Source organism: Parasalinivibrio latis, from assembly GCF_036825535.1.
Taxonomy (GTDB): domain Bacteria; phylum Pseudomonadota; class Gammaproteobacteria; order Enterobacterales; family Vibrionaceae; genus Parasalinivibrio; species Parasalinivibrio latis.
Genome location: NZ_CP098812.1, coordinates 2,465,024 through 2,485,563, shown reverse-complemented (window position 1 = coordinate 2,485,563; position 20,540 = coordinate 2,465,024). Strand labels below are relative to the sequence as shown.

The 20,540-nt window shown below is 48.5% G+C and carries 24 protein-coding genes; 16 read left to right on the top strand and 8 right to left on the bottom strand.

Going from position 1 to position 20,540, the window contains the following annotated elements; all coding sequences use genetic code 11:
- Window positions 1-33 precede the first annotated feature (33 nt).
- The 11 genes from NF212_RS11460 to NF212_RS11410 are packed head-to-tail and all read left to right on the top strand — an operon-like array spanning window position 34 to window position 9,558.
- Window positions 34-1,299, top strand: a complete 1,266-nt coding sequence (locus NF212_RS11460) for a type II and III secretion system protein family protein (RefSeq protein WP_434355714.1) — start codon at window positions 34-36, stop codon at window positions 1,297-1,299.
- On the top strand, window positions 1,296-1,799 hold the full coding sequence (locus NF212_RS11455) for a hypothetical protein (RefSeq protein ID WP_434355712.1): 504 nt from the start codon (window positions 1,296-1,298) through the stop codon (window positions 1,797-1,799). Before NF212_RS11460 ends, NF212_RS11455 begins: the two co-directional genes overlap by 4 nt.
- Before the next feature lie 11 nt (window positions 1,800-1,810).
- Window positions 1,811-3,046, top strand: coding sequence for an AAA family ATPase (locus tag NF212_RS11450; RefSeq protein WP_434355710.1), 1,236 nt, complete (start codon window positions 1,811-1,813; stop codon window positions 3,044-3,046).
- A gap of 24 nt (window positions 3,047-3,070) precedes the next feature.
- Entirely contained in the window at window positions 3,071-4,345 is a 1,275-nt protein-coding gene (locus NF212_RS11445) for a CpaF family protein (RefSeq protein WP_434355708.1), read from the top strand.
- Window positions 4,342-5,265, top strand: a complete 924-nt coding sequence (locus tag NF212_RS11440; RefSeq protein ID WP_434355706.1) for a type II secretion system F family protein — start codon at window positions 4,342-4,344, stop codon at window positions 5,263-5,265. The genes NF212_RS11445 and NF212_RS11440 overlap by 4 nt, the downstream gene beginning before the upstream one ends.
- Window positions 5,262-6,161, top strand: coding sequence for a type II secretion system F family protein (locus tag NF212_RS11435; RefSeq protein ID WP_434355704.1), 900 nt, complete (start codon window positions 5,262-5,264; stop codon window positions 6,159-6,161). The genes NF212_RS11440 and NF212_RS11435 overlap by 4 nt, the downstream gene beginning before the upstream one ends.
- Window positions 6,145-6,870: a tetratricopeptide repeat protein gene (locus NF212_RS11430; protein ID WP_434355702.1), complete on the top strand. Its 726-nt coding sequence runs from the start codon at window positions 6,145-6,147 to the stop codon at window positions 6,868-6,870. The genes NF212_RS11435 and NF212_RS11430 overlap by 17 nt, the downstream gene beginning before the upstream one ends.
- Window positions 6,870-7,436, top strand: a complete 567-nt coding sequence (locus tag NF212_RS11425) for a TadE/TadG family type IV pilus assembly protein (protein WP_434355700.1) — start codon at window positions 6,870-6,872, stop codon at window positions 7,434-7,436. The genes NF212_RS11430 and NF212_RS11425 overlap by 1 nt, the downstream gene beginning before the upstream one ends.
- Window positions 7,417-7,968, top strand: coding sequence for a tight adherence pilus pseudopilin TadF (gene tadF / locus NF212_RS11420; protein ID WP_434355698.1), 552 nt, complete (start codon window positions 7,417-7,419; stop codon window positions 7,966-7,968). The genes NF212_RS11425 and tadF overlap by 20 nt, the downstream gene beginning before the upstream one ends.
- 2 nt (window positions 7,969-7,970) lie before the next feature.
- Window positions 7,971-9,239, top strand: a complete 1,269-nt coding sequence (locus NF212_RS11415) for a pilus assembly protein TadG-related protein (RefSeq protein ID WP_434355696.1) — start codon at window positions 7,971-7,973, stop codon at window positions 9,237-9,239.
- Between the two features lie 10 nt (window positions 9,240-9,249).
- Window positions 9,250-9,558, top strand: coding sequence for a hypothetical protein (locus tag NF212_RS11410; RefSeq protein WP_434355694.1), 309 nt, complete (start codon window positions 9,250-9,252; stop codon window positions 9,556-9,558).
- 12 nt (window positions 9,559-9,570) lie between these two features.
- Here the strand turns inward: NF212_RS11410 and cls are convergent, their stop codons facing one another.
- Entirely contained in the window at window positions 9,571-11,028 is a 1,458-nt protein-coding gene (cls, locus tag NF212_RS11405; protein ID WP_434355692.1) for a cardiolipin synthase, read from the bottom strand.
- A gap of 290 nt (window positions 11,029-11,318) precedes the next feature.
- Here cls and NF212_RS11400 point away from each other — a divergent pair, with 290 nt between their 5' ends.
- Window positions 11,319-12,011, top strand: a complete 693-nt coding sequence (locus NF212_RS11400) for a TIGR01621 family pseudouridine synthase (protein ID WP_434355690.1) — start codon at window positions 11,319-11,321, stop codon at window positions 12,009-12,011.
- Between the two features lie 50 nt (window positions 12,012-12,061).
- On the opposite strand, the gene gspS2 is transcribed toward NF212_RS11400, so the two are convergent.
- The 7 genes from gspS2 to NF212_RS11365 all read right to left on the bottom strand — a co-directional run bounded on the left by gspS2 (window position 12,062) and on the right by NF212_RS11365 (window position 16,804).
- Window positions 12,062-12,460, bottom strand: coding sequence for a type II secretion system pilot lipoprotein GspS-beta (gspS2, locus tag NF212_RS11395; protein WP_434355688.1), 399 nt, complete (start codon window positions 12,458-12,460; stop codon window positions 12,062-12,064).
- Between the two features lie 40 nt (window positions 12,461-12,500).
- Window positions 12,501-12,806, bottom strand: coding sequence for a YciI family protein (locus NF212_RS11390; RefSeq protein ID WP_434355686.1), 306 nt, complete (start codon window positions 12,804-12,806; stop codon window positions 12,501-12,503).
- A gap of 91 nt (window positions 12,807-12,897) precedes the next feature.
- Window positions 12,898-13,293: an acyl-CoA thioester hydrolase YciA gene (yciA, locus tag NF212_RS11385; protein ID WP_434355684.1), complete on the bottom strand. Its 396-nt coding sequence runs from the start codon at window positions 13,291-13,293 to the stop codon at window positions 12,898-12,900.
- A 33-nt stretch (window positions 13,294-13,326) separates the two neighbouring features.
- Window positions 13,327-13,878: a septation protein A gene (locus NF212_RS11380; protein ID WP_434355682.1), complete on the bottom strand. Its 552-nt coding sequence runs from the start codon at window positions 13,876-13,878 to the stop codon at window positions 13,327-13,329.
- Between the two features lie 115 nt (window positions 13,879-13,993).
- The gene (gene maiA, locus NF212_RS11375; protein WP_434355680.1) at window positions 13,994-14,626 is read right to left on the bottom strand and encodes a maleylacetoacetate isomerase; all 633 of its coding nucleotides are present in this window, start codon (window positions 14,624-14,626) and stop codon (window positions 13,994-13,996) included.
- 22 nt (window positions 14,627-14,648) lie between these two features.
- A complete protein-coding gene (locus tag NF212_RS11370) occupies window positions 14,649-15,632 on the bottom strand; it encodes a fumarylacetoacetate hydrolase family protein (protein WP_434355678.1) in 984 nt (327 codons plus the stop codon).
- A 32-nt stretch (window positions 15,633-15,664) separates the two neighbouring features.
- Entirely contained in the window at window positions 15,665-16,804 is a 1,140-nt protein-coding gene (locus NF212_RS11365) for a homogentisate 1,2-dioxygenase (protein ID WP_434355676.1), read from the bottom strand.
- Between the two features lie 270 nt (window positions 16,805-17,074).
- Between NF212_RS11365 and NF212_RS11360 the strand changes: the two genes are divergently transcribed.
- From NF212_RS11360 to NF212_RS11345, 4 genes are read left to right on the top strand one after another with little or no spacing between them, the layout of a single operon-like run.
- Entirely contained in the window at window positions 17,075-18,106 is a 1,032-nt protein-coding gene (locus NF212_RS11360) for a TRAP transporter substrate-binding protein (RefSeq protein ID WP_434355674.1), read from the top strand.
- Complete coding sequence (locus NF212_RS11355; protein WP_434355672.1) at window positions 18,106-18,648, top strand: TRAP transporter small permease; 543 nt, start codon at window positions 18,106-18,108, stop codon at window positions 18,646-18,648. Before NF212_RS11360 ends, NF212_RS11355 begins: the two co-directional genes overlap by 1 nt.
- Complete coding sequence (locus NF212_RS11350) at window positions 18,645-19,946, top strand: TRAP transporter large permease (RefSeq protein WP_434355670.1); 1,302 nt, start codon at window positions 18,645-18,647, stop codon at window positions 19,944-19,946. Before NF212_RS11355 ends, NF212_RS11350 begins: the two co-directional genes overlap by 4 nt.
- Window positions 19,947-19,983: 37 nt before the next feature.
- Window positions 19,984-20,520 carry a MarR family winged helix-turn-helix transcriptional regulator gene (locus NF212_RS11345; RefSeq protein ID WP_434355668.1) on the top strand — a complete coding sequence of 179 codons (537 nt, stop codon included), beginning with the start codon at window positions 19,984-19,986 and terminating at the stop codon, window positions 20,518-20,520.
- The last annotated feature ends 20 nt before the right edge of the window (window positions 20,521-20,540 follow it).

The window sequence follows — 20,540 nt, the reverse complement described above, 5'->3', positions numbered from 1 at the left end:
ATCGCCCCGAATCAGGTATTCGCGGAAATACTGATGAATATTGGGGTGGATGAAGCCAGGACTCTCTCTTTTAGGGAACCCATAGATACGGTTTTTATCACAAACCCGGACATTGCTGATTACCAAGTGATCAGTGAAAGCAAGATTGTTGTCTTTGGGCGAAAAGTGGGAAACAGCTCTTTGTTGGTGTTTTCAAAAGAAGGCAAAACTTTGGCGAACAGGAAATTAGTCATTAACAAAAGCCTGACGCATATCCAGCAACAGGTACAGTTAAGATACCCTGAGTTGTCTATTTCCATCTTTAATCTTGATGAACAAGTAGTTATCAGCGGAATTGTTCCTACAGTTGAAGCAAAAGAAAATATCTATTCCCTGGTTGGTGAGCTGCTTAAAAAAGACAAAAATGATTACAAAATAAACTGGGATTTGGGGGATAAACAGCTTGAGATAGAGTTTATGACCCGCCGCAGGTATGACGGGCTGGTGGACAATCTGGAAATTGCCACCTCTAAACAGGTCAACGTCAAATTATCGGTTGCTGAGGTATCCACGGCTTACATCGAAGAGCTTGGGGTGAAATGGGGGTCTATCCTGGGTGATGGTCAATTTGCTGGCAATGGCCAGTTTTTTGATTTTGTTCGTGATATCAGTGCGAAGGATATCGCCGCATTTATCTCAGCGGTAAATGACGACAACATCGGTCAAATTTTGGCTGAACCCAACCTTTCGGTCATTTCCGGGGAAACAGCAAGTTTTCTTGTAGGGGGCGAACTGCCAATCGTCACCTTTTACGATGATGCGTATCAAATTACCTATAAAGAATTTGGCGTCCGGCTGGAAGTCGCCGCAAAAGTTTTGCGTGATGACAAAATCAAATTGTCCTTGATGCCGGAAGTATCCTCCTTGGATGAACAATTCAAGTCCGACCTTCTGGAAATACCGGCATTCAAAACCCGACGGGCCAGAACGACTGTTGAGTTAGGAAACGGAGAAAGCTTTGTGCTTGGCGGGCTGTTAAGTACAGAAGAAAAGGAGTCGTTGGCAAAAATTCCCTTTATTGGGGATATCCCAATTCTTGGTTCGCTGTTTCGCCATACAAAAACAGAACGCCGCAACACAGAATTAATCATTGTGGCAACGGTTAACCTGGTGGAGCCAATTTCATCGCGGGAAATAAAGCTACCCACAATGAGGCGTACATCAATATTGAACAGATGGTTCGCTATACCCCAAAAGGCTCCCCAGGATGTAAAGCGATGGGCGGCAGAGATTATGGCTGAGGGAGGGTTCCGTGAATGAATAAGATCTTATTGCTGTTCATGCTCTTTATGTATGGCTGTGCAGATGTCGTTACGGGACCGGAATTAAAGGTTTTCCCTGTGACCCAAACGTGGTCAATGATGAACGGGCAAGGCAGTTGGAAAACGCAAAAAAACACGCTGAAACAATTGCTTATCGATAATAGAGAAACGCTGGTAACCCACCCGGTTAAAATCTATTGGAATTCATCAAAAGGGAAAAAACTGGCTGATTATTCAGAACATTGGTTGCTGAAAGCCGGGGCTCAGCCGGGACACATTTCATTAGTCTCAGGCAGCCGTTTCAAAGAAAGCTTAATTTCTATTGTTTCCACCCACTATGAGGTTGCTGTACCCAACTGTAGCCAAACGCAAATCAGTCTTACGCCGAAGCGGCCTCCGGTTGAATTAGGGTGTTATACGGAAGCCATGCGCTGGAAAAGCCTGGTAGCACCGGAAGATATGATCGCCGCACCGATCGCTGTTTATTCGTCAAAGTAGGGGGATGTCATATGTTTGATCTGGCTGAACTGCTGAAAAAGGACTCACCTCAGCAGCGAGCTGATACCACAGTAAATACAGTGTTGTTTTTCCAGACCCCGGAATGCAGTGACCTCGTACTGGAGGCGTATCGTTTTGAGGGTATTGGCGACCCTGCGGTACTGGATAATCGTGATACCAATATCGCAAAGTATGTCGAGAACCACCAGGCAGAAATAGTCCTGGTAGAGCTGAACACCAGTTCAGATGTAGGTAAAGATGCAGAAAGAATCAGCCACCTGCTGCCAAACAACGCATCAGTGATCATTATCGGCAGTGAAGATGCCATTTCAACGATTCGTGCGTTGAAAGCTCTGGGTTTTTACTACTTATTCTGGCCTGTGACTAAGCAGGAACTGATTGATTTCGTTAAAAGTGTAACGGAGAACCGGAACCGGCAAATAGGTGTGGGCCAAAACAGGAAGGCCAAACATGTCGCGCTTGTCGGGACAAAAGGAGGCGTAGGGTGCTCTTTGTTGTCAGCAGAAGTGTCTTATGTTTTTGCTGATGACAAGAAGTCAGGTTGTGTGCTGGTTAACCACAACTACGCCGGTGGCAACCTTGACATCATGCTGGCAAAGCGTGACCTGGAGAAACGGGAACTGCAGTCCGGTACACTGGCTGCAACATTGGATGGCAATGCTGCCCGGTCATTACTCACCAAGATTGGCGAGAGGCTGGAATATCTGGCCCTGGGATCGGAAGAGGTAAACCACAGTGAAGTGAGGGAACTGACAGAAACTGTGGTCGAGCTTGTCTCCAAAGATGCAAATTTTGTGGTTGAGGATCTGTCGTCATCGGTTTCTTTTTTCAGGGATCCTGGCTGGCTATGCGACAAATATGATTGCATCGTGCTGATCCTTGAACCCACCGTTTCATCCCTCCGAGAAGCCGCGATTCTAAATATCGAATTGAACAAGCACCGAAAAGATCATCATGACCACGCAATCCGGATTATTACAGTTCTCAATCACAACAGGCCGGAAAAAAGCGCCTCAATAACAGATGCTGAAATAGAAAAATATTTGGGACATAAGCCGGATATTGTTTTGCCGTACGTCTCTTCGCTGAACGAGCAGATTTTGCGTGGTGAGCATATTTATTTGGGAAAGTCCCAGATGTCAAAGCAAATTAAGGGATTGGTGAAACTCATCATGGGTGAGGCCTTGGCGGAGAAAAGCTGGTTTGGCCGGTTGTTAGGGCGTTAGACAACGAAGTTTTGGGGGCAAGGGATGTTCGCGACAAAAGATGTGTACAGGAACCTTCGGCAAAGAATTTTTGATGTCATCGATGCAGAAGCATTGTCCAGCTTAACGAAGCAGCAGTTATCCAAACAGATTGGTGATGCGGTTGATGTAATGATTCAACAAGATCACCTTCCAATCCCGACCCTGCTGCGAAATGACTTCGTTAAAAACTTGTGTGATGAGCTCATAGGCCTGGGGCCACTCCAGAGCCTGATGGAAGATGAAAGCATCAGCGACATCATGGTTAACGGGCCTGACAACATCTTTATTGAACGCAAAGGTCTGGTTGAACTTTCAGACATTACCTTTGTTGATGAGCAACAACTGATCGAAATAGCGAAACGCATTGCGTCAAGGGTCGGGCGTCGGGTTGATGAATCTGTCCCTCTGTGTGATGCCCGTTTGGAGGACGGAAGCCGGGTAAATATGGTCATCCCGCCCATTGCCATAGACGGCACCTCCATATCGATCCGAAAATTCAAAAAACAAAAACTTGGCCTTGAAGACTTGATGAACCATGGGGCAATGAGCCCGGAAATGGCCAAGTTGATGGGGATTGCAGCGCGATGCCGGCTGAACATCGTGATATCCGGCGGTACGGGCTCCGGAAAAACTACTATGCTCAATGCCCTTTCAAATTACATTTCTGAAAGGGAACGAATTGTCACTATAGAAGATGCTGCGGAACTCCAACTCCAACAACCTCATGTTGTCCGCCTTGAAACCCGTACGGCTGGTATTGAGGGCTCTGGTGCTATCGGACAACGTGAGCTGGTCATTAACAGCCTCCGAATGAGACCGGACCGCGTTATCGTTGGGGAGTGCCGGGGAGCAGAAGCTTTTGAGATGCTCCAGGCGATGAATACCGGGCATGATGGGTCTATGACCACCCTTCACGCCAATACCCCCCGTGATGCTGTATCACGTATTGAAAGTATGGTGATGATGGCGACCTCCTCCCTGCCGCTGGAGGCAATCAGACGAACCATTGTCAGTGCTATCGATCTGATTATACAGGTCAGCCGCCTCCATGACGGGAGCAGACGCGTAATGAGCATCAGTGAAGTGATCGGCCTTGAAGGCCAAAGTGTTGTAATGGAGGAGATATTTCGTTTTCAGCCTACCGGACATGCGCATGAAGACAAAATTGATGGCCACTATGAAACATCCGGCCTGATGCAGAGGTCGGTACTTATGGAAAAAGCACAGTTTTTTGGTTTGCAGGCTGAATTATCCAGTGTGTTCCGGGGGCGGGTATGACAGCGTTACTCGCGAGCTTTAGTCTTGCCATGGGATTTGCCGTGCTGTTTGTGGCAATCCAGAATAGACGAAAGCGCATTGACTACCTGTCCAAATTGATAAAACTGGGTGACCGAATGTCGGTCGTGGATCAGAGTGTTGTTGACATAAAATCGTTGGGCAATATCTCGTTAACGCAGAGGCTGCAAGGATATTTTTTCGGCGTTATGGCCCCGGTAGGGGATAAGAAGCTGATAAAACTAACACTGTTCTACCTGGTTTTATTTGGTGTCTCCCTCTTCATCAACGACCAATACATAAAAGCGCCAATATGGATGGCTCTGTCCATATCTCTCCCTGTCATTACCCTTGTAGGAATCAAGTTACTTGAACGGATTGCAAGGAAGAAATTTGAAGAATCCTTTCCTGATGCCCTGAATATGATGGCCAGTGCAATTTCTGCAGGTGAGAGTTTAATGCACGCTATTATTTTTGTCGGGAAGTCCCTGGATACGACAGTGGGGAAAGAATTTAAATATATGGGGGAAAGGTTACAAATCGGTGAGCCTCCCGATCAAGTATTAAGGCGGGCCTGCCAGCGTGTCCCCTATTCAGAGTTCTTGTTCTTTGCCATAACATTGCGGGCAAATATAAACCGGGGTGGGCAACTCAAGTCGATTATCACTCGGTTAAACAGGCTTATGTTTGATGCAAGGGCGATTGAGCGGAAAAAAATGGCTATGACATCAGAAGCCAGGATGTCAGCAAAAATCGTTTGCTCAATTCCATTTATATTTTTGTTTATCTTGCGGTATCTGAGTCCGGAAAATTTTAACTACATTATAGGAGACCCGACAGGTAGATATGTCTTGTACTACGTGCTGGTCAGCGAAGCGATAGGTATGTTGATTATTGCCAGCTTGATGAGGAAAGTAAAATGAAGCTGGACTCTGATATTTTATTGCCCTTAACGATAGCGGCCCTAATCGCCTTAGTTCTGGCTGCGCTTGTTACCTATTTTCTGGATCGATTAAGAAGGGAATACAATATCAGCAGAATCCTGAGAATGAGGAAAAAGGCTGATAAAAACATCCAGTTGTATGAAGTCCTTGTCAATTACTCTGGAAATTTCTTCCAGAACCATAAAGAAGAGATAGAGCAAAAGCTGCTTGCCGCCGGGTTTTATGAGCCGTCATTGGTAAAACTGTATATGCCATTAAAGTACTTTTTAATGATTGCGGTAACTGCCGGGGTTTTCTTGTTCGGGAATATTATAGGAATCGAGTCCACAACAAATAAACTGATAGTCTCTCTTATTTTATTGGTCACAGTCATTGTTGGGCCTGACGCTTTTTTACGCTCGAGGAAGAAAAATCTGTCTGAAAAGGTCTCCTCTCAACTTCCGTATCTTTTGGATCTCATGGCTGTCTGCGTGCAGACGGGAATGACCATTGAAGCCGCAATGCAGTATCTGACGAAAGAGATGGCAAGCTTTGATAAAGATATCGCTTACATGCTGAAAAAAACGAACGACAGGGCAAGGGTTATTGGACTTGATAAATCCCTGAATGAATTATTGGGAAGAGTGCCAACCAATGAAATGCGAAGCTTCGTAAATACACTTATTCAAAGTCTGCAACACGGAACAGGAATATATGATGTTCTCATTACTTTAGCTAAGGATATAAGGGAAATCCAAATATTAACACTGGAAGAAAAAGTAGGGGGGTTATCGGCAAAAATGTCTATCCCACTTATCGTTTTCATCATGATGCCAATAGTCATCTTGATTGTGGCTCCGGGAATAATGAGGATATTAGATGGTGGATTTGGCTAAGTTAATACTATTGATGTTAATGCTGACAGGGTGCCAAAGTACGACTCACGAGCCTGTGGTAGAAATAAATAAAAACAGCATCAAATTGATGGAGGAAGCTGGTAATTACCAGGGTTTGATTAGCCTTTATAAAAAAATGCTGTCAGAAGGTGATGGTGAAGAGAGCCGGTACCTTCTTGCAGAAGCTTATTATCTTTCTGGAGATATGGAATCAGCGCAATATCACCTCCAGATTTTAACAACAAAGCAAAAAGTATCGCCTGAAGTTTACCTTCTCCTTGCTCACGTTAATTACAACCTGAATGCTTTCAATGCAGCGAAAGACAACGTTGAAAATGCCATTGCCCTTAACCCAAGATACGGGGAGGCCTTTAATTTAAAGGGGTTGATTTTCGCTGAAACTGATGGGATCAGGGAAGCCCGCAGTGCTTTCGAGATTGCGCGCTCCCTGTTGTATGACGATGTGTCCGTTAAAAACAATCTTGCCGTGCTGGATATGATCGAAGGGAATTACAGTAAGGCGCTTAGCCGCCTGACACCTTTGTATGTTAATGGGCAAGCTGATGACAAAGTAAAAGCCAACCTTGTAATTGCCGCTGTTAAAGCGGGCAGGGCTGATGTTTTTAGAATGCTCCTGAAACAGAAAAAGGATGAAAATCAAATTCTTGAACTGTATCAGGCGCTACGCAGGATGGAGATTGAAGGATAATGTCACCAAGATTTAGCAGGGCTCAGCTTGGAAAACAAAGCAATCAACGTGGCGTGGTTGCGATTGAGTTTTCCATCGGTTTTTTTGCGTTCATGCTGCTGTTTCTGTCATGGGCTGAAGCTTGCTATATGGGTTATATATCCTCAGTTGTTGACTATGCCATTTCTGAATCTTCCAGAATGGCCAAAGCCTCTATTGCGCCACAAAGCCAAGACAGCCAAGGCGACCCCGTCCCAGGCACCGCAGATTACCACACTGCCTTTAAAACCCTGATCACTGATAAGTCTTCGATGTGGGCAAATTTTATTGATCCGGATAAATTTACGTTATCAACATTTCATTTCAAAGCGCTGGATGACATAGCGCAACCTTGTGAGGACGGTACTACGCTTGATGCCTGCCTGGCGGCACGTTCATCGCCTGCTTTCGATGCACCTATTGCTATTTACCATATTGGGTACGAGTACACCCCGATTTTTAACCTGTTTATCTCCAGTGAAACTGTAGGCCTCTCCCGGGAAGTTATCGTAATACAGGAGTTTGAGCGTGATAAATTCGTTAACTAAGCAGCGAGGGGTCTATTCCATCGAGTTCTCAATCATCGGGCTCGTAATGGGAGTGTTGCTGGTTTTCACGTTTGATGTGGTCGTGAAACAATCCGTTAAGGGGAAATTGGATCGCCTTTCTTACTCCGCAGTCAGTCTGTTGAAAGAACGGACGCAACTTTACAATGAAAGTGATGTAATTTCTCCCAGTGAAATAGACCAGTTGTCCCTTATTGTTACTGAATCACTTGGGCGAACCTGGTCCAATTTTGAACAGTCCAACTTTGGCATCAGGTTTGAGCAGCAAAAGTTTGTTGACGGCGTCGCTATTGTCCCTGTTGAAGATACACATCTTTTTTCCCGAGGGGACGTTGGTTGCACCCCTGAAATAGCCTTGAACGAATTAACACATCTTTCCCCGGAAACAACGTTTGGAAGACGTGCGACGTTATATCAGATAACAATTTGCTACCTTTCTGACAATTGGATTGGTGAGCTCTTGAGCTCAAACTTTCGCTTGGTCAGATCGCACTCAATTATGGTAGGGCGATAGGTATGAAAGGATTAAACAGCCAACGCGGTGTTGCTGCGATTGCATTTGTACTCATTGTGCCTGGGTTATTTGGCCTTTTTACTTTAGGTATTGAAGGCTCCCGCTATATGAGTGAAAAAGCTCGATTGGCTGACACGCTGGAAGTGGCGGCATTAGCTGTAGCGGCGAATGGGAACTCAGCCTCAGAAGCCAATAAAGCCTTGGTCGCTTCATACATCACCGCAAACATTAAGTCCGTAACGGTGTCGCCGGATGATATCGTTTTTGAAAAAAAATCGTGCCTGGAAGTATATGGTGCGGACTGTGGTAAACCGGGGGTGTATGACAAAAGTGGAATGCATTTCAATCAATATCAGTTGACTGCAAACGTAAAGTTCTCTTCCTGGTTTCCCGGAACAGAAGTATTACAGGGTTTTGATAAGGAACTGGTTATGGGAGGGCAGGCGATCGCCCGCCGTTACCAGCAAGATGCCCTGGACGTTGTTTTTGTGGCGGATTTTTCCGGTTCAATGGGTAACAGTTGGAACGGGACTCAAAAGTATAAGGGTGTAGTCACAGTTATACAGGGGATCCTCGACGAACTGGATAAGTACAACAGCCAAAATATTGGAAGCGAAGCCAATAAAGCAGCATTTGTAGGGTTCAGCTCCTCAGTTACACAGGCTAAAAGCGGAAACTACTACCGATACAATTATACAGAACGAGAATGTGTTGTTTATGGTTGGTGGTGGTGTTACGAGTGGGAAATGAAGGTTCAGGAAGCCTTGGATAATATATTCAACACAAATTACTACTCTGAACAACGAACCTCTTACCCAGATTACTACCTTATTCCCCTGACCGATAATTTCGATTCTTTTAATCCCATATCTTCATTTGAAGCGGGGGGCGGTACAGCATCCTATGAAGGTGTTATTGCTGCTGCAAGGCTCCTTCACAATAACCCCGTTGCGACCAATAGCCGCAAGCTCATCGTTATTTTGTCAGATGGTGAAGACAATTACCGGGATGATGCAAATGATCTCTATGGGTTAAACAAACCCTACGGAGAGGGGCTCTGTGACATTGTTGTTGAAACGCTGAGTACCGGAGACATTACCACCAAAATGACGGTGATAGGTTTTGATTATGATTTGTCATCCAACCCAGGGCTGTCCCGTTGTGTTGGGACAGACAATGTATTCAAAGCGGAAAACTACGATGAAATTTACAACAAAATCCTGGAACTTATCGTAGAGGAAATCGGGCATATTTATACTTCGGGGAATTGAGGAGGGAGTGATGTTGAAGAGTAAAATCTGCTATACCACTGCTGGTGCTGCCTTGTTGGTCAGTGTCAGTGTACCGGCTGTCGAAGCGTTCTGTTTCCGGCACCCCGCCACCGGCATAGAGTATTCTCTCCACGTCGGTGAGTCAGTAAACGTCAAACTCCTGAATGAGGATGCACAGTTGCAGGTCAATCCTTCACAGGAAACGGATGAACTTCGGATTGTCCCTTCCACAGTGGAAGCGAGCAATTTCCATCATAGTTGTCCGGACTCAGAAATGTTAAAGAAGTTCAAAGCTACAGCAGCGGTAAAGCAGCAGTAGCTTATGTATTCATTACAGCAAGGGGCTGAACATATAGAAAAACTGCTCTATCGGCTTGTTATAGATAGGCCGCCTCTTCCACTTGTCTATGTCCACCATGGTGGATTTTCCGAGATACGTTTTTTGCAGGGAAATAAGGTCAGAACAGAATTCGGGGTCATCCACTGCCAGGGTTAATTCGAAATTCAGCCAAAAGCTTCGCATATCCATATTTACTGTGCCGATGAGGCAATAATCATCATCAACCACCACGGACTTGGTATGAAGCAGCCCACCGCCAAATCGGTAAATTTTCACTCCGGCTTCCAGGAGGTCGCTGAAGAATGCGCGGCTAGCCCACTCAACCATTAGTGAATCATTTTTGGCTGGAATAATAATACTGACATCTACGCCCCGGTAAGCCGTCGTTTTGAGGGTCTCCAGCAAATAGTCACCCGGAACGAGGTACGGTGTGGTAATGGTGACCGAACGCTGAGCCTGGTGAATGGCAAGGTGAAGCACCTGCTGGATTAACCCGTCCGGCATTGAAGGGCCAGATGGCACAACCTGGACGGCGTGATGGAGGTGTTTATGTCCTTCCGGAATGACGCAGTTATGTGGTGGCAGGTTTCTGTGACCGGTTTCTACCTCCCAGTCCCAGCAAATAATGCTGTTGAGCAAGGGAACGACCGGGCCGTTGATCCGGACCATTACATCCACCCACTGACCTACTCCACTGTCCTGCTTGAAGAAACGTGGGTCGACCATGTTCATTGAGCCGGTATAGCCTATCGCATTGTCGATGACGACGATTTTCCGGTGTTGGCGGATATCCTGGCGGCGGAAAAACATCCGGAATGGTGTAACCGCAAGTGACTCAATCAGATGGACTCCTGCGTTGCGCATGGCCGCCGGCCAGTGGCTGCGGAAGAACTCTTTGCTGCCGGCAGAGTCCAGCATGATTCGGACTGTGACACCTCTACGGGAAGCATCACACACTGCTTTCGCTACATCATCAGCATGTCCGCCCGGATGCCAGATGTAGAACACCATATTGACACTTTCTTTGGCGTGACGAATATCAGATGCAATTGATCGAAGAGAGTTTGCGGTGTTGCTGTTCAGTGACAGATCGTTGCCGGTAAGACTGGGAATGGAAGTCCTGTTCACACAAAGTTCGTGGACAGGACGCGCATGAAAACCCATCCGGTGGGGGAGGTATCCCGGGCAATCGGATAAGTCCTGCATCCAGTCAGCGTATGGCTTGAACATCGATTTAGCGCGTTGTGCCCGCTTTTTCCCAAGGTTCAGCTCACCAAAAAGTAAATAGAGAATAACACCGGCAATGGGGAGGATAAAAATGATGAGAAGCCAGGCTAGAGACACGCCCATAGCACGGCGGCGTAAAACGACACGCATCGTGACTGATGCAACGGTCAGCCAGTAAAGAAAGAGACCTACCCAGGTCAGAACTTCATAAAACTTGTCCATTCAGACAGTGAAACCTCTTGAGAGCAAACTTTGCACCATTCCCTGACTTTCGCTTTATCCGGTACGATCCGTATCGAAATGCATCGATTTGGTCTAAGGTGCTGGAATACTGCGTTTTCTCCGAATGCCTCGACTGTATCATGAAGCCTGATTTGGCGCTGGGCTTTTTTATATCAGCAACAGATATTTTCCTGATACGTTTGTCATGGTAAACCGTTCTGTACCTCTCGCCAGTTGCGGAGAGTTCCAGTAAACTGCCGCTTCTATTTTTTTCCGCGTCAGGCACTGTTATGACTGCTCCTTTTTCCCTCGTGTTCCAGCACAATGACTTTGTTATTATCGACAAATATCCGGGTATCAGTGTACATAAAGACGACAATGAAACCGCATTTGTGAATGATGTCGCCTGTGCCCTGGGAAAAGAAAAACTCTATCTGGTACACCGCCTTGACAAGATGACATCCGGCCTGTTGATTTTAGCCTGCTCCAGTGAAGCTGCAGCACTGTTATGTGGCTTGTTTGCATCTAAGGATATTGAAAAATACTACCTGGCCCTGTCTGCTAAAAAGCCCAAGAAGAAGCAGGGGCTGGTGGCCGGGGACATGGAAAAAGCCCGCCGCGGAGCATGGAAGCTGACTAACGGCAAAACCAACCCTGCCGTTACCCAGTTTTTTTCAACTGCCTACACTGGGAATAACGGTGAAGCATTCCGTGCGTTGTTGTGTAAGCCACACACTGGGAAAACCCATCAAATCCGGGTGGCAATGAAAAGTGTTGGTGCGCCATTGCTCGGTGATGAGCTCTATGGCGGTGAAGCCAGTGACCGAGGCTACCTCCATGCTTACGCATTGCGTTTCCACTACAAGGGTGAGAATTTCAGTTTTGTCCTGTCTCCGCAAATGGGTGAGCACTGGTATGGGCGGGAAATAGAAGGCTGGGCGGTGCCCTGGGATTTGAGCTGGCCGGTGGTCAAGAAAAACTGAACAGAAAACGGCGACCAACCGGTCACCGTTTTTATGTCGGAGTGTTGCCGTTAACGGGCCTCACAGGTATCAGTATCTACCACTTTTTCTGTTACCGGGCGACCGCGCATATCGCGAATCAGCAGCTTGTAGCTGACGCCTTGCTCCATCAGGGAATGCACCTCGTTGTCATTGCAGTAGCGGTTGACCATGGAATTTGTCAGATCGCTTGGTGCATTTTGGGTGTCACCGCTGTAAAGCAGGGTCATTTCTATTTGGCTGCCGTCTGCCTTGGCTCGAACCAGGGTGTAGCCCTGCATCTCAACCGGGACAACGTTGCTCAGCATGGCTGCACGTTGCTTTGCAAAAGTCTCAGCGATTTCCTGCTGGTCTGGGGTCGAAGAACAGGCAGCCAGTGCAAACGCAGCACCGGTGATAACGAGATATTTTAATGAAGTAAGCATCTGCATGGATGAAGTCCTTGGGTTGCTTGCCGGTTAACCGTGAAGGTTATTCTGCCGGCAGCACTTTTTTAAAGGGTTTCACAATAACGTCTTGATAGACACCGGCGGCAATATAAGGGTCTGCATCAGCCCAGGTTTTGGCATCTTCCAAAGAGTTGAATTGAGCGATAACAGTAGAACCGGTAAAGCCGGCGTCACCTGGGTTTTCATCATCAATTGCCGGGTTTGGGCCGGCAACAAGCAGGCGGCCTTGTGCTTCCAAGTCGCGCAGGCGGGCAAGGTGTTGTTCCCGAACCTGCATACGCAATGGGAGGCTGTTCTCAACGTCTTGGGAAAAGATTACGTACCACATCCGTGTACTCCTGATTGTTCTGAATGAGATAAATTGCGGATATTGTAGCGGAAAAAAATGCCCCGGTCGTTGGCCGGGGCATGATGAGTTCTTATTTTTTGACGGGACGCGGACGGCCTTCTGCATCAATGGCCACATAATTAAAAGCCGCTTCGCAGACGCGGTAGCGCTCACCGACCTCGTGGTATGCGACAGGTTTCACCCAGACCTCCAGGGAAACTGTCATGGAAGAATTGCCGATTCGGGTACACTCGCCATAACAACACACCACATCGCCGACACTGACCGGGGCTTTGAATACAATGTTGTTTACGGATACGGTCACCACGCGGCCACCGGAAATTTCTTTAGCCAGAATGGCGCCGGCGAGGTCGAGCTGGGACATGATCCAGCCGCCAAAAATATCGCCGTTAGCATTGGTGTCTGCCGGCATCGCCAGGGTTCGGAGCAAAAGCTGTCCCCGCGGGCAGTTGTTTTGTTCACTCATGGTGTTATCCAGACTCTTACTGCGCTTTCTGAATTACTCTGAGGTTGACTCTGAGCTCTTGTCTTTAGGCATCTGCTTGTAGATATAGACGCCAGTCGCGAGAGTATACGCTAAAGTCAGGGCCAATAAACCGAACACCTTGAAATTCACCCACACATCCAGAGGCAGGCGGTAGGCAACATATACGTTCACCACGGCAAGGATAGCGAAGAATGCTACCCAGGCACTATTGATATTGCGCCAGACGTTTTCAGGCAGCGTCAGTTCTTTTCCAAGCATGCCTTTAATAACCGGCTTGCCCATCATCTGGGTAACAACCAGGCCAATCGCAAACAATGCGTAAACAATGGTGACTTTCCATTTAATGAAGTTGTCGTCATGGAAAATCAGTGTCATGGCACCAAATACAGCCACCATGGCAGCAGTAATCAACTGCATCTTCTCAACTTTGCGGTACATTACCCAGGTAACGCCTACCATCACCAGAGTCACAACAATCAAGGCACCGGTGGCCACAAAAATGTCGTACATCTTGTAGAGCGCAAAAAAGACAATCAGAGGAATAAAGTCGATCAGTTGTTTCATCGTACACACACTGTTTATTTAATATTGAGGGTAGTCTACAAAATTCCGGCTGGTCGGGGAAACGCTGAATCGCACTGACAGTGTGTCAGTGCGTAACAAGGTGTGAGTGGCTGCGCTAATTAACAGCAAGGGGAGCATCCGGGTGCGCGTTTGCAAATGCTGGGAGAGCCATGCAGTTTTGTTCGATGTGCACCAGTGTCGGGTAGGCATCCAAAGCAAAATTAAATCGCCGCGCGTTAAAAAGCTGAGGTATCAGGCAAACGTCCGCCATCATTGGGGTGTCACCGCTGCAATATGGCGTTTTTATTCCTCCAAGTTTTGCTTCAAGACCGCCGAAGCCTTGTTTTAACCAATGGTGGTACCAAGCCAGTTTTTCATCCTCACTGTGCCCCAATTCTCCGGTGAGGTGCTTAAGTACCCGCAAGTTGTTCAGCGGATGCATGTCGCAGGCGACGTCCATCGCCAATGCGCGGCAACGGGCTTTGGCCAACGGGTTTTTTGGCAACAACGGGTGATGGGGATGAATTTCGTCCAGGTACTCAAGGATTGCGAGTGACTGAGTCAGGGTTTGGCCGCCATCTTCAAGTGCCGGGACCAGCCCGGCTGCATTGATATTGCGGTATCCCTCCTGATTCTGTTCCCCGTCAATTAGCGAAACGGGCACAGAGTCATACGGGATTTCCTTGAGGTTCAACGCAATCCTTACCCTGAAAGCAGCGGTTGATCTCGAATAATCATAAAGCTGCATATGTCGATTCCTTCTTTTGGGCTCACTTCGAATAATGAACCACGGTTTGTTCAATCCGGCCGAATACCGAGTTGCCGTCTTCACCGAACAGTTCAATTTCCACCTTATCACCGTAGGTCATAAACGGTGTGGTTGGGGAACCGTTGTCGATAATTTCCAGCATCCTTTTCTCCGCCAGGCAGCAGGAACCTTTGCTACGGTCAAGGTTGGAGACGGTGCCTGAACCAATAATGGTACCCGCCGCGATATGGCGACTTTTGGCTACGTGGGAGACTAACTGATGGAAGTTGAATGTCATGTCGACACCCGCATCCGGCGCGCCAAAGAGCTCACCGTTGAGGTGGACTGTCAGAGGTCGGTGAACCTTGCCATCCTCCCAACTGCCTCCCAGCTCATCGGGCGTGACGGCAACAGGTGAAAACGCTGAGGCAGGCTTGGACTGGAAAAAACCGAAGCCTTTGGCGAGCTCTGCCGGAATCAGGTTTCTGAGGGAAACGTCGTTCACCAGCATCAACAGCTTGATATGGGAAGCAGCTTCCGCCGGCTGGGTGCTCATAGGGACATCACCGGTAATCACGGCAATTTCCGCTTCGAAGTCACAGCCCCAAGTATCATCAGCCAGCTCAATGTGATCCCGAGGGCCAAGGAAACCATCCGACATGCCCTGGTACATCAATGGGTCTGTCCAAAAGCTTTCCGGCATAGTTGCACCGCGTGCTTTGCGGACTAATTCTACGTGGTTTACATAGGCACTGCCGTCTGCCCACTGAAAGGCTCGGGGGAGGGGGGAAGCACAATCTTCTGCGACAAAAGGGAAACAACCTGTGCACTCTCCCGCATTCAGTGCTTCATATCTTGCCTGGAGCTTTGGCGACGCTTCTGCCCAGTTGTCGAGCGCAACTTGTAGGGTAAGTGCAATATCATCTGCACTGACAGCCTGTACAAGGTCACGGGACACGAGAATCAATTTGCCGTCACGCTGGTGTTTAAGGGATGCAAGTTTCATCCGTCAATCTCCATTTGGATTCTGTTTATTGGTTATTCTGCGTTTGGTGGTGTCTGCCAGGAATTTACGTAATCTTTATCTTCTACGGCGCGGGCAGCATCAGTCATATCAACAGGCACGCGTGTATCTATCATGACTGCGACTTCATCGGTTTCCTTACGGCTGTGTTTTGCCCCGGTGGCAAAGGCTTTCGGGTGCGGGCCGTGCGGGAAGCCGCAAGGGTGGAGGGTTACCATGCCGGGATGGATATTGTCCCGGCTGAAGAACTCGCCCTTGTGGTAAAAGATCACTTCATCGTAATCATCATTGTTGTGGTAAAACGGTACTTTGAGTGCACCCGGGTCGGATTCAATCGGACGGGGGACAAACGTACAAATTACAAAGCCGTCAGCGACAAAAGTAATGTGTGCAGATGGTGGCAGGTGGTAACGGTGGCTCATCAACGGGCGGATATCGCGCCAGTTGAGGCGAAATACAGTGAGGTTTCCTTTCCAGCCTACCGCATCAAGCGGGTTGAACGGGTAGGTAACTTTGTTCAGTTGGTTCCGGCTTTTGATATGTACCTGCCAGGGTTGGGTACTGCTCTGCTGTGCTCGGAATGCATCATTGATTCGTGGGTATTCCAAAACCGCTGGATCAAAGATAGCGTGATCGCCCACCACACCACGTTCTGCACTCATATACGAACCGTTGGTGGCTTCAATCATCAGCATGGTAACAGGGTCGGTCGGCTCAATACGCCAACTGGTAGCGCGCGGCAGCACAATGTAATCCCCTTCACTGAATGTCATGTGGCCATAATCACAGAAAAGCGAACCGGAACCGGCATGGATAAACAGGCAGTCATCTCCGTCACTGTTCCTTACCAGATGCGCCATTTTCTCTGAACACTTCCAGATACGGACTTTCACATTGGCATTTTCCAGCAAGCTCGGAGCCTGAAGCGGTGACTCATCGAATACCTCCATTTTGGTGGTATCGAAAGCGTGGGGGCGAAGTGGGCCTTCCCACTCTGTCCACCCTGTCGGGGCATGCTGGTGGTACATATGGGTTGCCGGGCCGAAGAACCCTTCCTTACCCACTTCCCGCTCGAACGTTCCTTCAGGCAAATCACAATGTGCCTGGCGGGATGCTTCCCCTTCTCTAACAGGAAATGAAAACCACTTTCTCATTCTGGGCTCCTTGTTTTCTTTCAATCCGGTGGCATTGCGCACTCCGGTAAAAGTTACATTTGAAACTAAATATAAAATTAATCTTAGAGCGGACAGTGAGGTGTTTGCAACAGTAATTTATCATTTTGTTAACTTTTGTGTTGCGTGATAATCAGTGTTGTGATTCTATTTTTAGGGTCAGGCGCGATTTGTGACGTTTTGCAAATCGTCAGGAACGGAAAGCCGGACTGTACGACTAAAAATTACAAATGAAACAAAATGGAGCTCGATATGTGGAAGAGAAAATTGACCCTTGCCGCTGTATCAGCCTTGTTGCTGGGAGCAACCCTGCCTGCTTCGGCAGCAGACAAAGTTATCAGGATAAGTTCGTGGGCCTCGCCGAACCATGGTATCAACAGCATGGTATGGCCAACATGGGGCAAGTGGGTGGAAGAAGCCACCGACGGACGTGTAACCGTGAAAGTGGAATACAACATGGGTCCGCCGCCTGCCCAGGCGGACATCGTTGCTGACGGTATCGGTGACGTGACCTGGTTTTTCCATGGCTTTAAACCGGGCCGCTTTGAACTTACCAAGCTGCCGGAAATCCCCACCTTTAATAACAACCTTTCTTCTGAAAATGCCTCAGTGGCTTACTGGCGTGTTTTCGACAAGTACCTGAAAAAAGCTAATGAACACCGTGGACTGGTGGTGCTGGGCGTCGGGGTGCATGGCCCTGGTTCGATTATTACCCGTGACAAGGTCACCTCGTTTGATGACCTTAAAGGCAAAAAGATGCGCATTGCCGGTGAGGTGATGTCCACCATCGGTAAAAATATGGGTGTTGCCCCGGTCGCCCTGCCGCCAAATAAAGTCTATGAAGCGTTATCGCAGGGTGTCGTTGACGGTGCGTTTTTCACGTTGGAAACCCTTAAAAGTTTCCGCCTTAATGAAGTGGCTCCCAATGTGGTGACCTTCCCCGGTGGCCTTTACCGAGGCAGCTTCAGCCTGCTGATGAACCCGGACACTCTCGACGGTATGTCGCAGGAGGATCGTGAAGCGGTGCTGTCTGTTTCCGGTGAAAAGCTGTCCCGTCTGTTTGGCCAGATGATGGACATTGCTGACAAAGCCGGTGTTGAAGATACTCTGGCAAAAGGTGATACCGTCATGAAAGCCACACCGGAAATGATTGAGCAAGCGAAAGGCTTCTCCGCCGGGTTGGAAGAGGCCTGGTTGAAAAAAGCGGTGAAAAAGCGTGTCAGCGATCCTCAGGCTGCGCTTGACTATTACCGTACTCAGGTAGCAGAGCTGGGTGCCAAGTAATGGATCGCCTGCTCTGTTTGGTAGGAAAAGTGCGGTCAGGCCTGGAAGGGCTGGCTGCACTGTCCCTGTTAACCATGCTGGTTGTGACCGTCATTGATGTGGTCGGGCGTTATTTTCTCAATTCGCCGTTGCAAGGCAGCGTTGAATTGATAGAAGTGACGCTGGCGCTTGTGGTGTTTGCCGCGTTCCCTCTTATTACCTGGCAGGAAGAACATATTTGTGTCGACTTGCTGGATGACTGGTTTCCCCAAGTTATGGTAAACGCCCGGCAACTACTGATAAGCCTTGGCTGTGCATTTGCGCTCGGGCTGGTGGCATGGAAAGTGTGGGGGCTGGGAACACGTTCACTTTCATACGGTGAAGAGACCGATATTCTGGCGATCCCGCTTGGCTACGTGATGTATTTTATCTCAGCGACCGGGTGGCTCTCCATGGTGATGGTGCTTGTTTTAGCCGCATTGTACGCCTTAAGGCGTGGCCCGATGTCCCCGGGAAATGGTGCCGGGAACACCTCTGAATCACCGTCAGTGAGGAAACCATGACAATTACTTTGATTGGCTTTGCAATATTACTGGCGCTGGTGCTTTTGCGGATCCCGCTCGCCTATGCCATGGGTATCGTTGGGTTTATCGGCTTTGGTGCACTGGTGGATTTTAACTGGACGGCAACCCTTTCGATGGCCGCGAGGAGGATAATTGACACCGGTCAGGACTACAGCCTTTCTGTTATCCCGCTTTTTGTCCTGATGGGGAATTTGGTAAACCGCGCCGGACTCTCCCAGGAGTTGTATGCCGCCAGCAATGCCTTTGTCGGGCACCGCAAAGGCGGACTTTCAATGGCGACTATACTGGCATGTGGCGGGTTTTCTGCGATTTGTGGTTCGAGCCTGGCAACTGCCGCAACCATGTCAAAAGTGGCAATGCCGCCGATGCGGAAATATGGCTACCAGGATAGCCTGGCGGCCGCGTCGATAGCCGCCGGGGGTACGCTTGGCATCCTTATCCCGCCCAGCGTTATGCTGGTAGTTTATGGGCTGTTAACCGAAACCAGTATCCGTGAACTCTTCGCCGCTGGGTTGGTTCCCGGCCTTCTCGGAATTGGTTTGTATCTAGCTGCCGTACGCTGGGTCGTTTACCGCAAACCCCAGATTGCCCCTCCAATGGAAAAATTGCCGTGGAGGGAGCGTTGGCTGGCTCTTAAAGGGGTGATTTCGACAGTTGCGCTTTTTGTATTGGTGATGGGCGGGATTTATGCCGGTGCCTTTACGCCGACGGAAGCTGCCGGAATTGGTGCTGCCGGTGCGTTGGTGATTGCCGGCCTTAAACGCCAACTTAACTACCAGGTATTGCGCGAAGTATTGGTCGAGACAGCAAAAACCACCGCGGTTCTTTTCAGTGTGGTGATTTCAGCACTGATCTTCTCAAACTTTATCAACCGTGCCGGGTTTACAGATGCCCTGTTGGCTGTCGTCTCCGGGTTGGATATGTCACCGTTTATGGTGATGGCGGCGATCCTGGTTATCTATATCCTGCTTGGTTGTATTTTTGAGAGCATGTCGATGTTGCTGCTGACGGTGCCTATCTTCTTCCCGCTAGTGCAGAGCCTCGGTTTTGACCTGGTGTGGTTTGGCATCCTGGTCGTGGTGGTTACGGAGATCAGCCTTATCACTCCACCAGTTGGTATGAATGTGTTTGTGCTCTCTGGCGTGATGAAAGATATCAACACCAAGACCATTTTCCGCGGAATCGTTCCTTTCTGGACAGCAGATATGGTCCGGCTTGTCCTGATCGCGTTGGTTCCGTCACTGTCACTGGCGTTGCCACACTGGCTCTACAGTTGACAGGTAATGTGTTTTCCCGGTGCCATTATATGCTTTAATGGCACCAGGAGCTGGCGGCACACTGCGCGTCAACAGTGGAATAGGTAAGGATTACATGGGGCAATACAGTTCATTCTCACTGGAGGAATTTCTTCCTTACAAACTGGTTCGCACCGCGGAGCAGGTGGCAGACAGCCTTGCTGCTCTGTATGAGACAGAATTTGGTATTTCCCGCCCGGAATGGCGGATCCTTGCCAACCTCGGCGCGCGTGAAAACCTGATTGCCCGAGACCTTTCTGATGTTACCAACCTGGATAAAGTCAAAGTGTCCCGCACACTTGCTAGGCTTGAAGAAAAAGGGCTAATTGTCCGGGAAAAGCGGGAATCAGACCAACGGGCTACCCAAATAGTTCTGACCCAGGATGGGCTGGAACTGTACGAAAAAATTATTCCACGGGCGTTGCAGTGGGAATCCGAAATTCTCGACGGCCTAACCGGTACCCAGTACCGCGACTTGTTTCGTGCCCTTGATGCACTTCAGCAAAGTACCCAGAACGTATTTGATAATCACTCTGAATCAAGCACTTTGAAGTGATTTGGGTATCAAAATCATTG

Bases quoted from the DNA above. Each gene is read 5' to 3' on its own strand.
- NF212_RS11460 (WP_434355714.1), top strand. From the start codon at position 34: ATGAATATTGGGGTGGATGAAGCCAGGACTCTCTCTTTTAGGGAACCC.
- NF212_RS11455 (WP_434355712.1), top strand. From the start codon at position 1,296: ATGAATAAGATCTTATTGCTGTTCATGCTCTTTATGTATGGCTGTGCA.
- NF212_RS11450 (WP_434355710.1), top strand. From the start codon at position 1,811: ATGTTTGATCTGGCTGAACTGCTGAAAAAGGACTCACCTCAGCAGCGA.
- NF212_RS11445 (WP_434355708.1), top strand. From the start codon at position 3,071: ATGTTCGCGACAAAAGATGTGTACAGGAACCTTCGGCAAAGAATTTTT.
- NF212_RS11440 (WP_434355706.1), top strand. From the start codon at position 4,342: ATGACAGCGTTACTCGCGAGCTTTAGTCTTGCCATGGGATTTGCCGTG.
- NF212_RS11435 (WP_434355704.1), top strand. From the start codon at position 5,262: ATGAAGCTGGACTCTGATATTTTATTGCCCTTAACGATAGCGGCCCTA.
- NF212_RS11430 (WP_434355702.1), top strand. From the start codon at position 6,145: ATGGTGGATTTGGCTAAGTTAATACTATTGATGTTAATGCTGACAGGG.
- NF212_RS11425 (WP_434355700.1), top strand. From the start codon at position 6,870: ATGTCACCAAGATTTAGCAGGGCTCAGCTTGGAAAACAAAGCAATCAA.
- NF212_RS11415 (WP_434355696.1), top strand. From the start codon at position 7,971: ATGAAAGGATTAAACAGCCAACGCGGTGTTGCTGCGATTGCATTTGTA.
- NF212_RS11410 (WP_434355694.1), top strand. From the start codon at position 9,250: ATGTTGAAGAGTAAAATCTGCTATACCACTGCTGGTGCTGCCTTGTTG.
- cls (WP_434355692.1), bottom strand. From the start codon at position 11,028: ATGGACAAGTTTTATGAAGTTCTGACCTGGGTAGGTCTCTTTCTTTAC.
- NF212_RS11400 (WP_434355690.1), top strand. From the start codon at position 11,319: ATGACTGCTCCTTTTTCCCTCGTGTTCCAGCACAATGACTTTGTTATT.
- gspS2 (WP_434355688.1), bottom strand. From the start codon at position 12,460: ATGCAGATGCTTACTTCATTAAAATATCTCGTTATCACCGGTGCTGCG.
- NF212_RS11390 (WP_434355686.1), bottom strand. From the start codon at position 12,806: ATGTGGTACGTAATCTTTTCCCAAGACGTTGAGAACAGCCTCCCATTG.
- yciA (WP_434355684.1), bottom strand. From the start codon at position 13,293: ATGAGTGAACAAAACAACTGCCCGCGGGGACAGCTTTTGCTCCGAACC.
- NF212_RS11380 (WP_434355682.1), bottom strand. From the start codon at position 13,878: ATGAAACAACTGATCGACTTTATTCCTCTGATTGTCTTTTTTGCGCTC.
- maiA (WP_434355680.1), bottom strand. From the start codon at position 14,626: ATGCAGCTTTATGATTATTCGAGATCAACCGCTGCTTTCAGGGTAAGG.
- NF212_RS11370 (WP_434355678.1), bottom strand. From the start codon at position 15,632: ATGAAACTTGCATCCCTTAAACACCAGCGTGACGGCAAATTGATTCTC.
- NF212_RS11365 (WP_434355676.1), bottom strand. From the start codon at position 16,804: ATGAGAAAGTGGTTTTCATTTCCTGTTAGAGAAGGGGAAGCATCCCGC.
- NF212_RS11360 (WP_434355674.1), top strand. From the start codon at position 17,075: ATGTGGAAGAGAAAATTGACCCTTGCCGCTGTATCAGCCTTGTTGCTG.
- NF212_RS11355 (WP_434355672.1), top strand. From the start codon at position 18,106: ATGGATCGCCTGCTCTGTTTGGTAGGAAAAGTGCGGTCAGGCCTGGAA.
- NF212_RS11350 (WP_434355670.1), top strand. From the start codon at position 18,645: ATGACAATTACTTTGATTGGCTTTGCAATATTACTGGCGCTGGTGCTT.
- NF212_RS11345 (WP_434355668.1), top strand. From the start codon at position 19,984: ATGGCACCAGGAGCTGGCGGCACACTGCGCGTCAACAGTGGAATAGGT.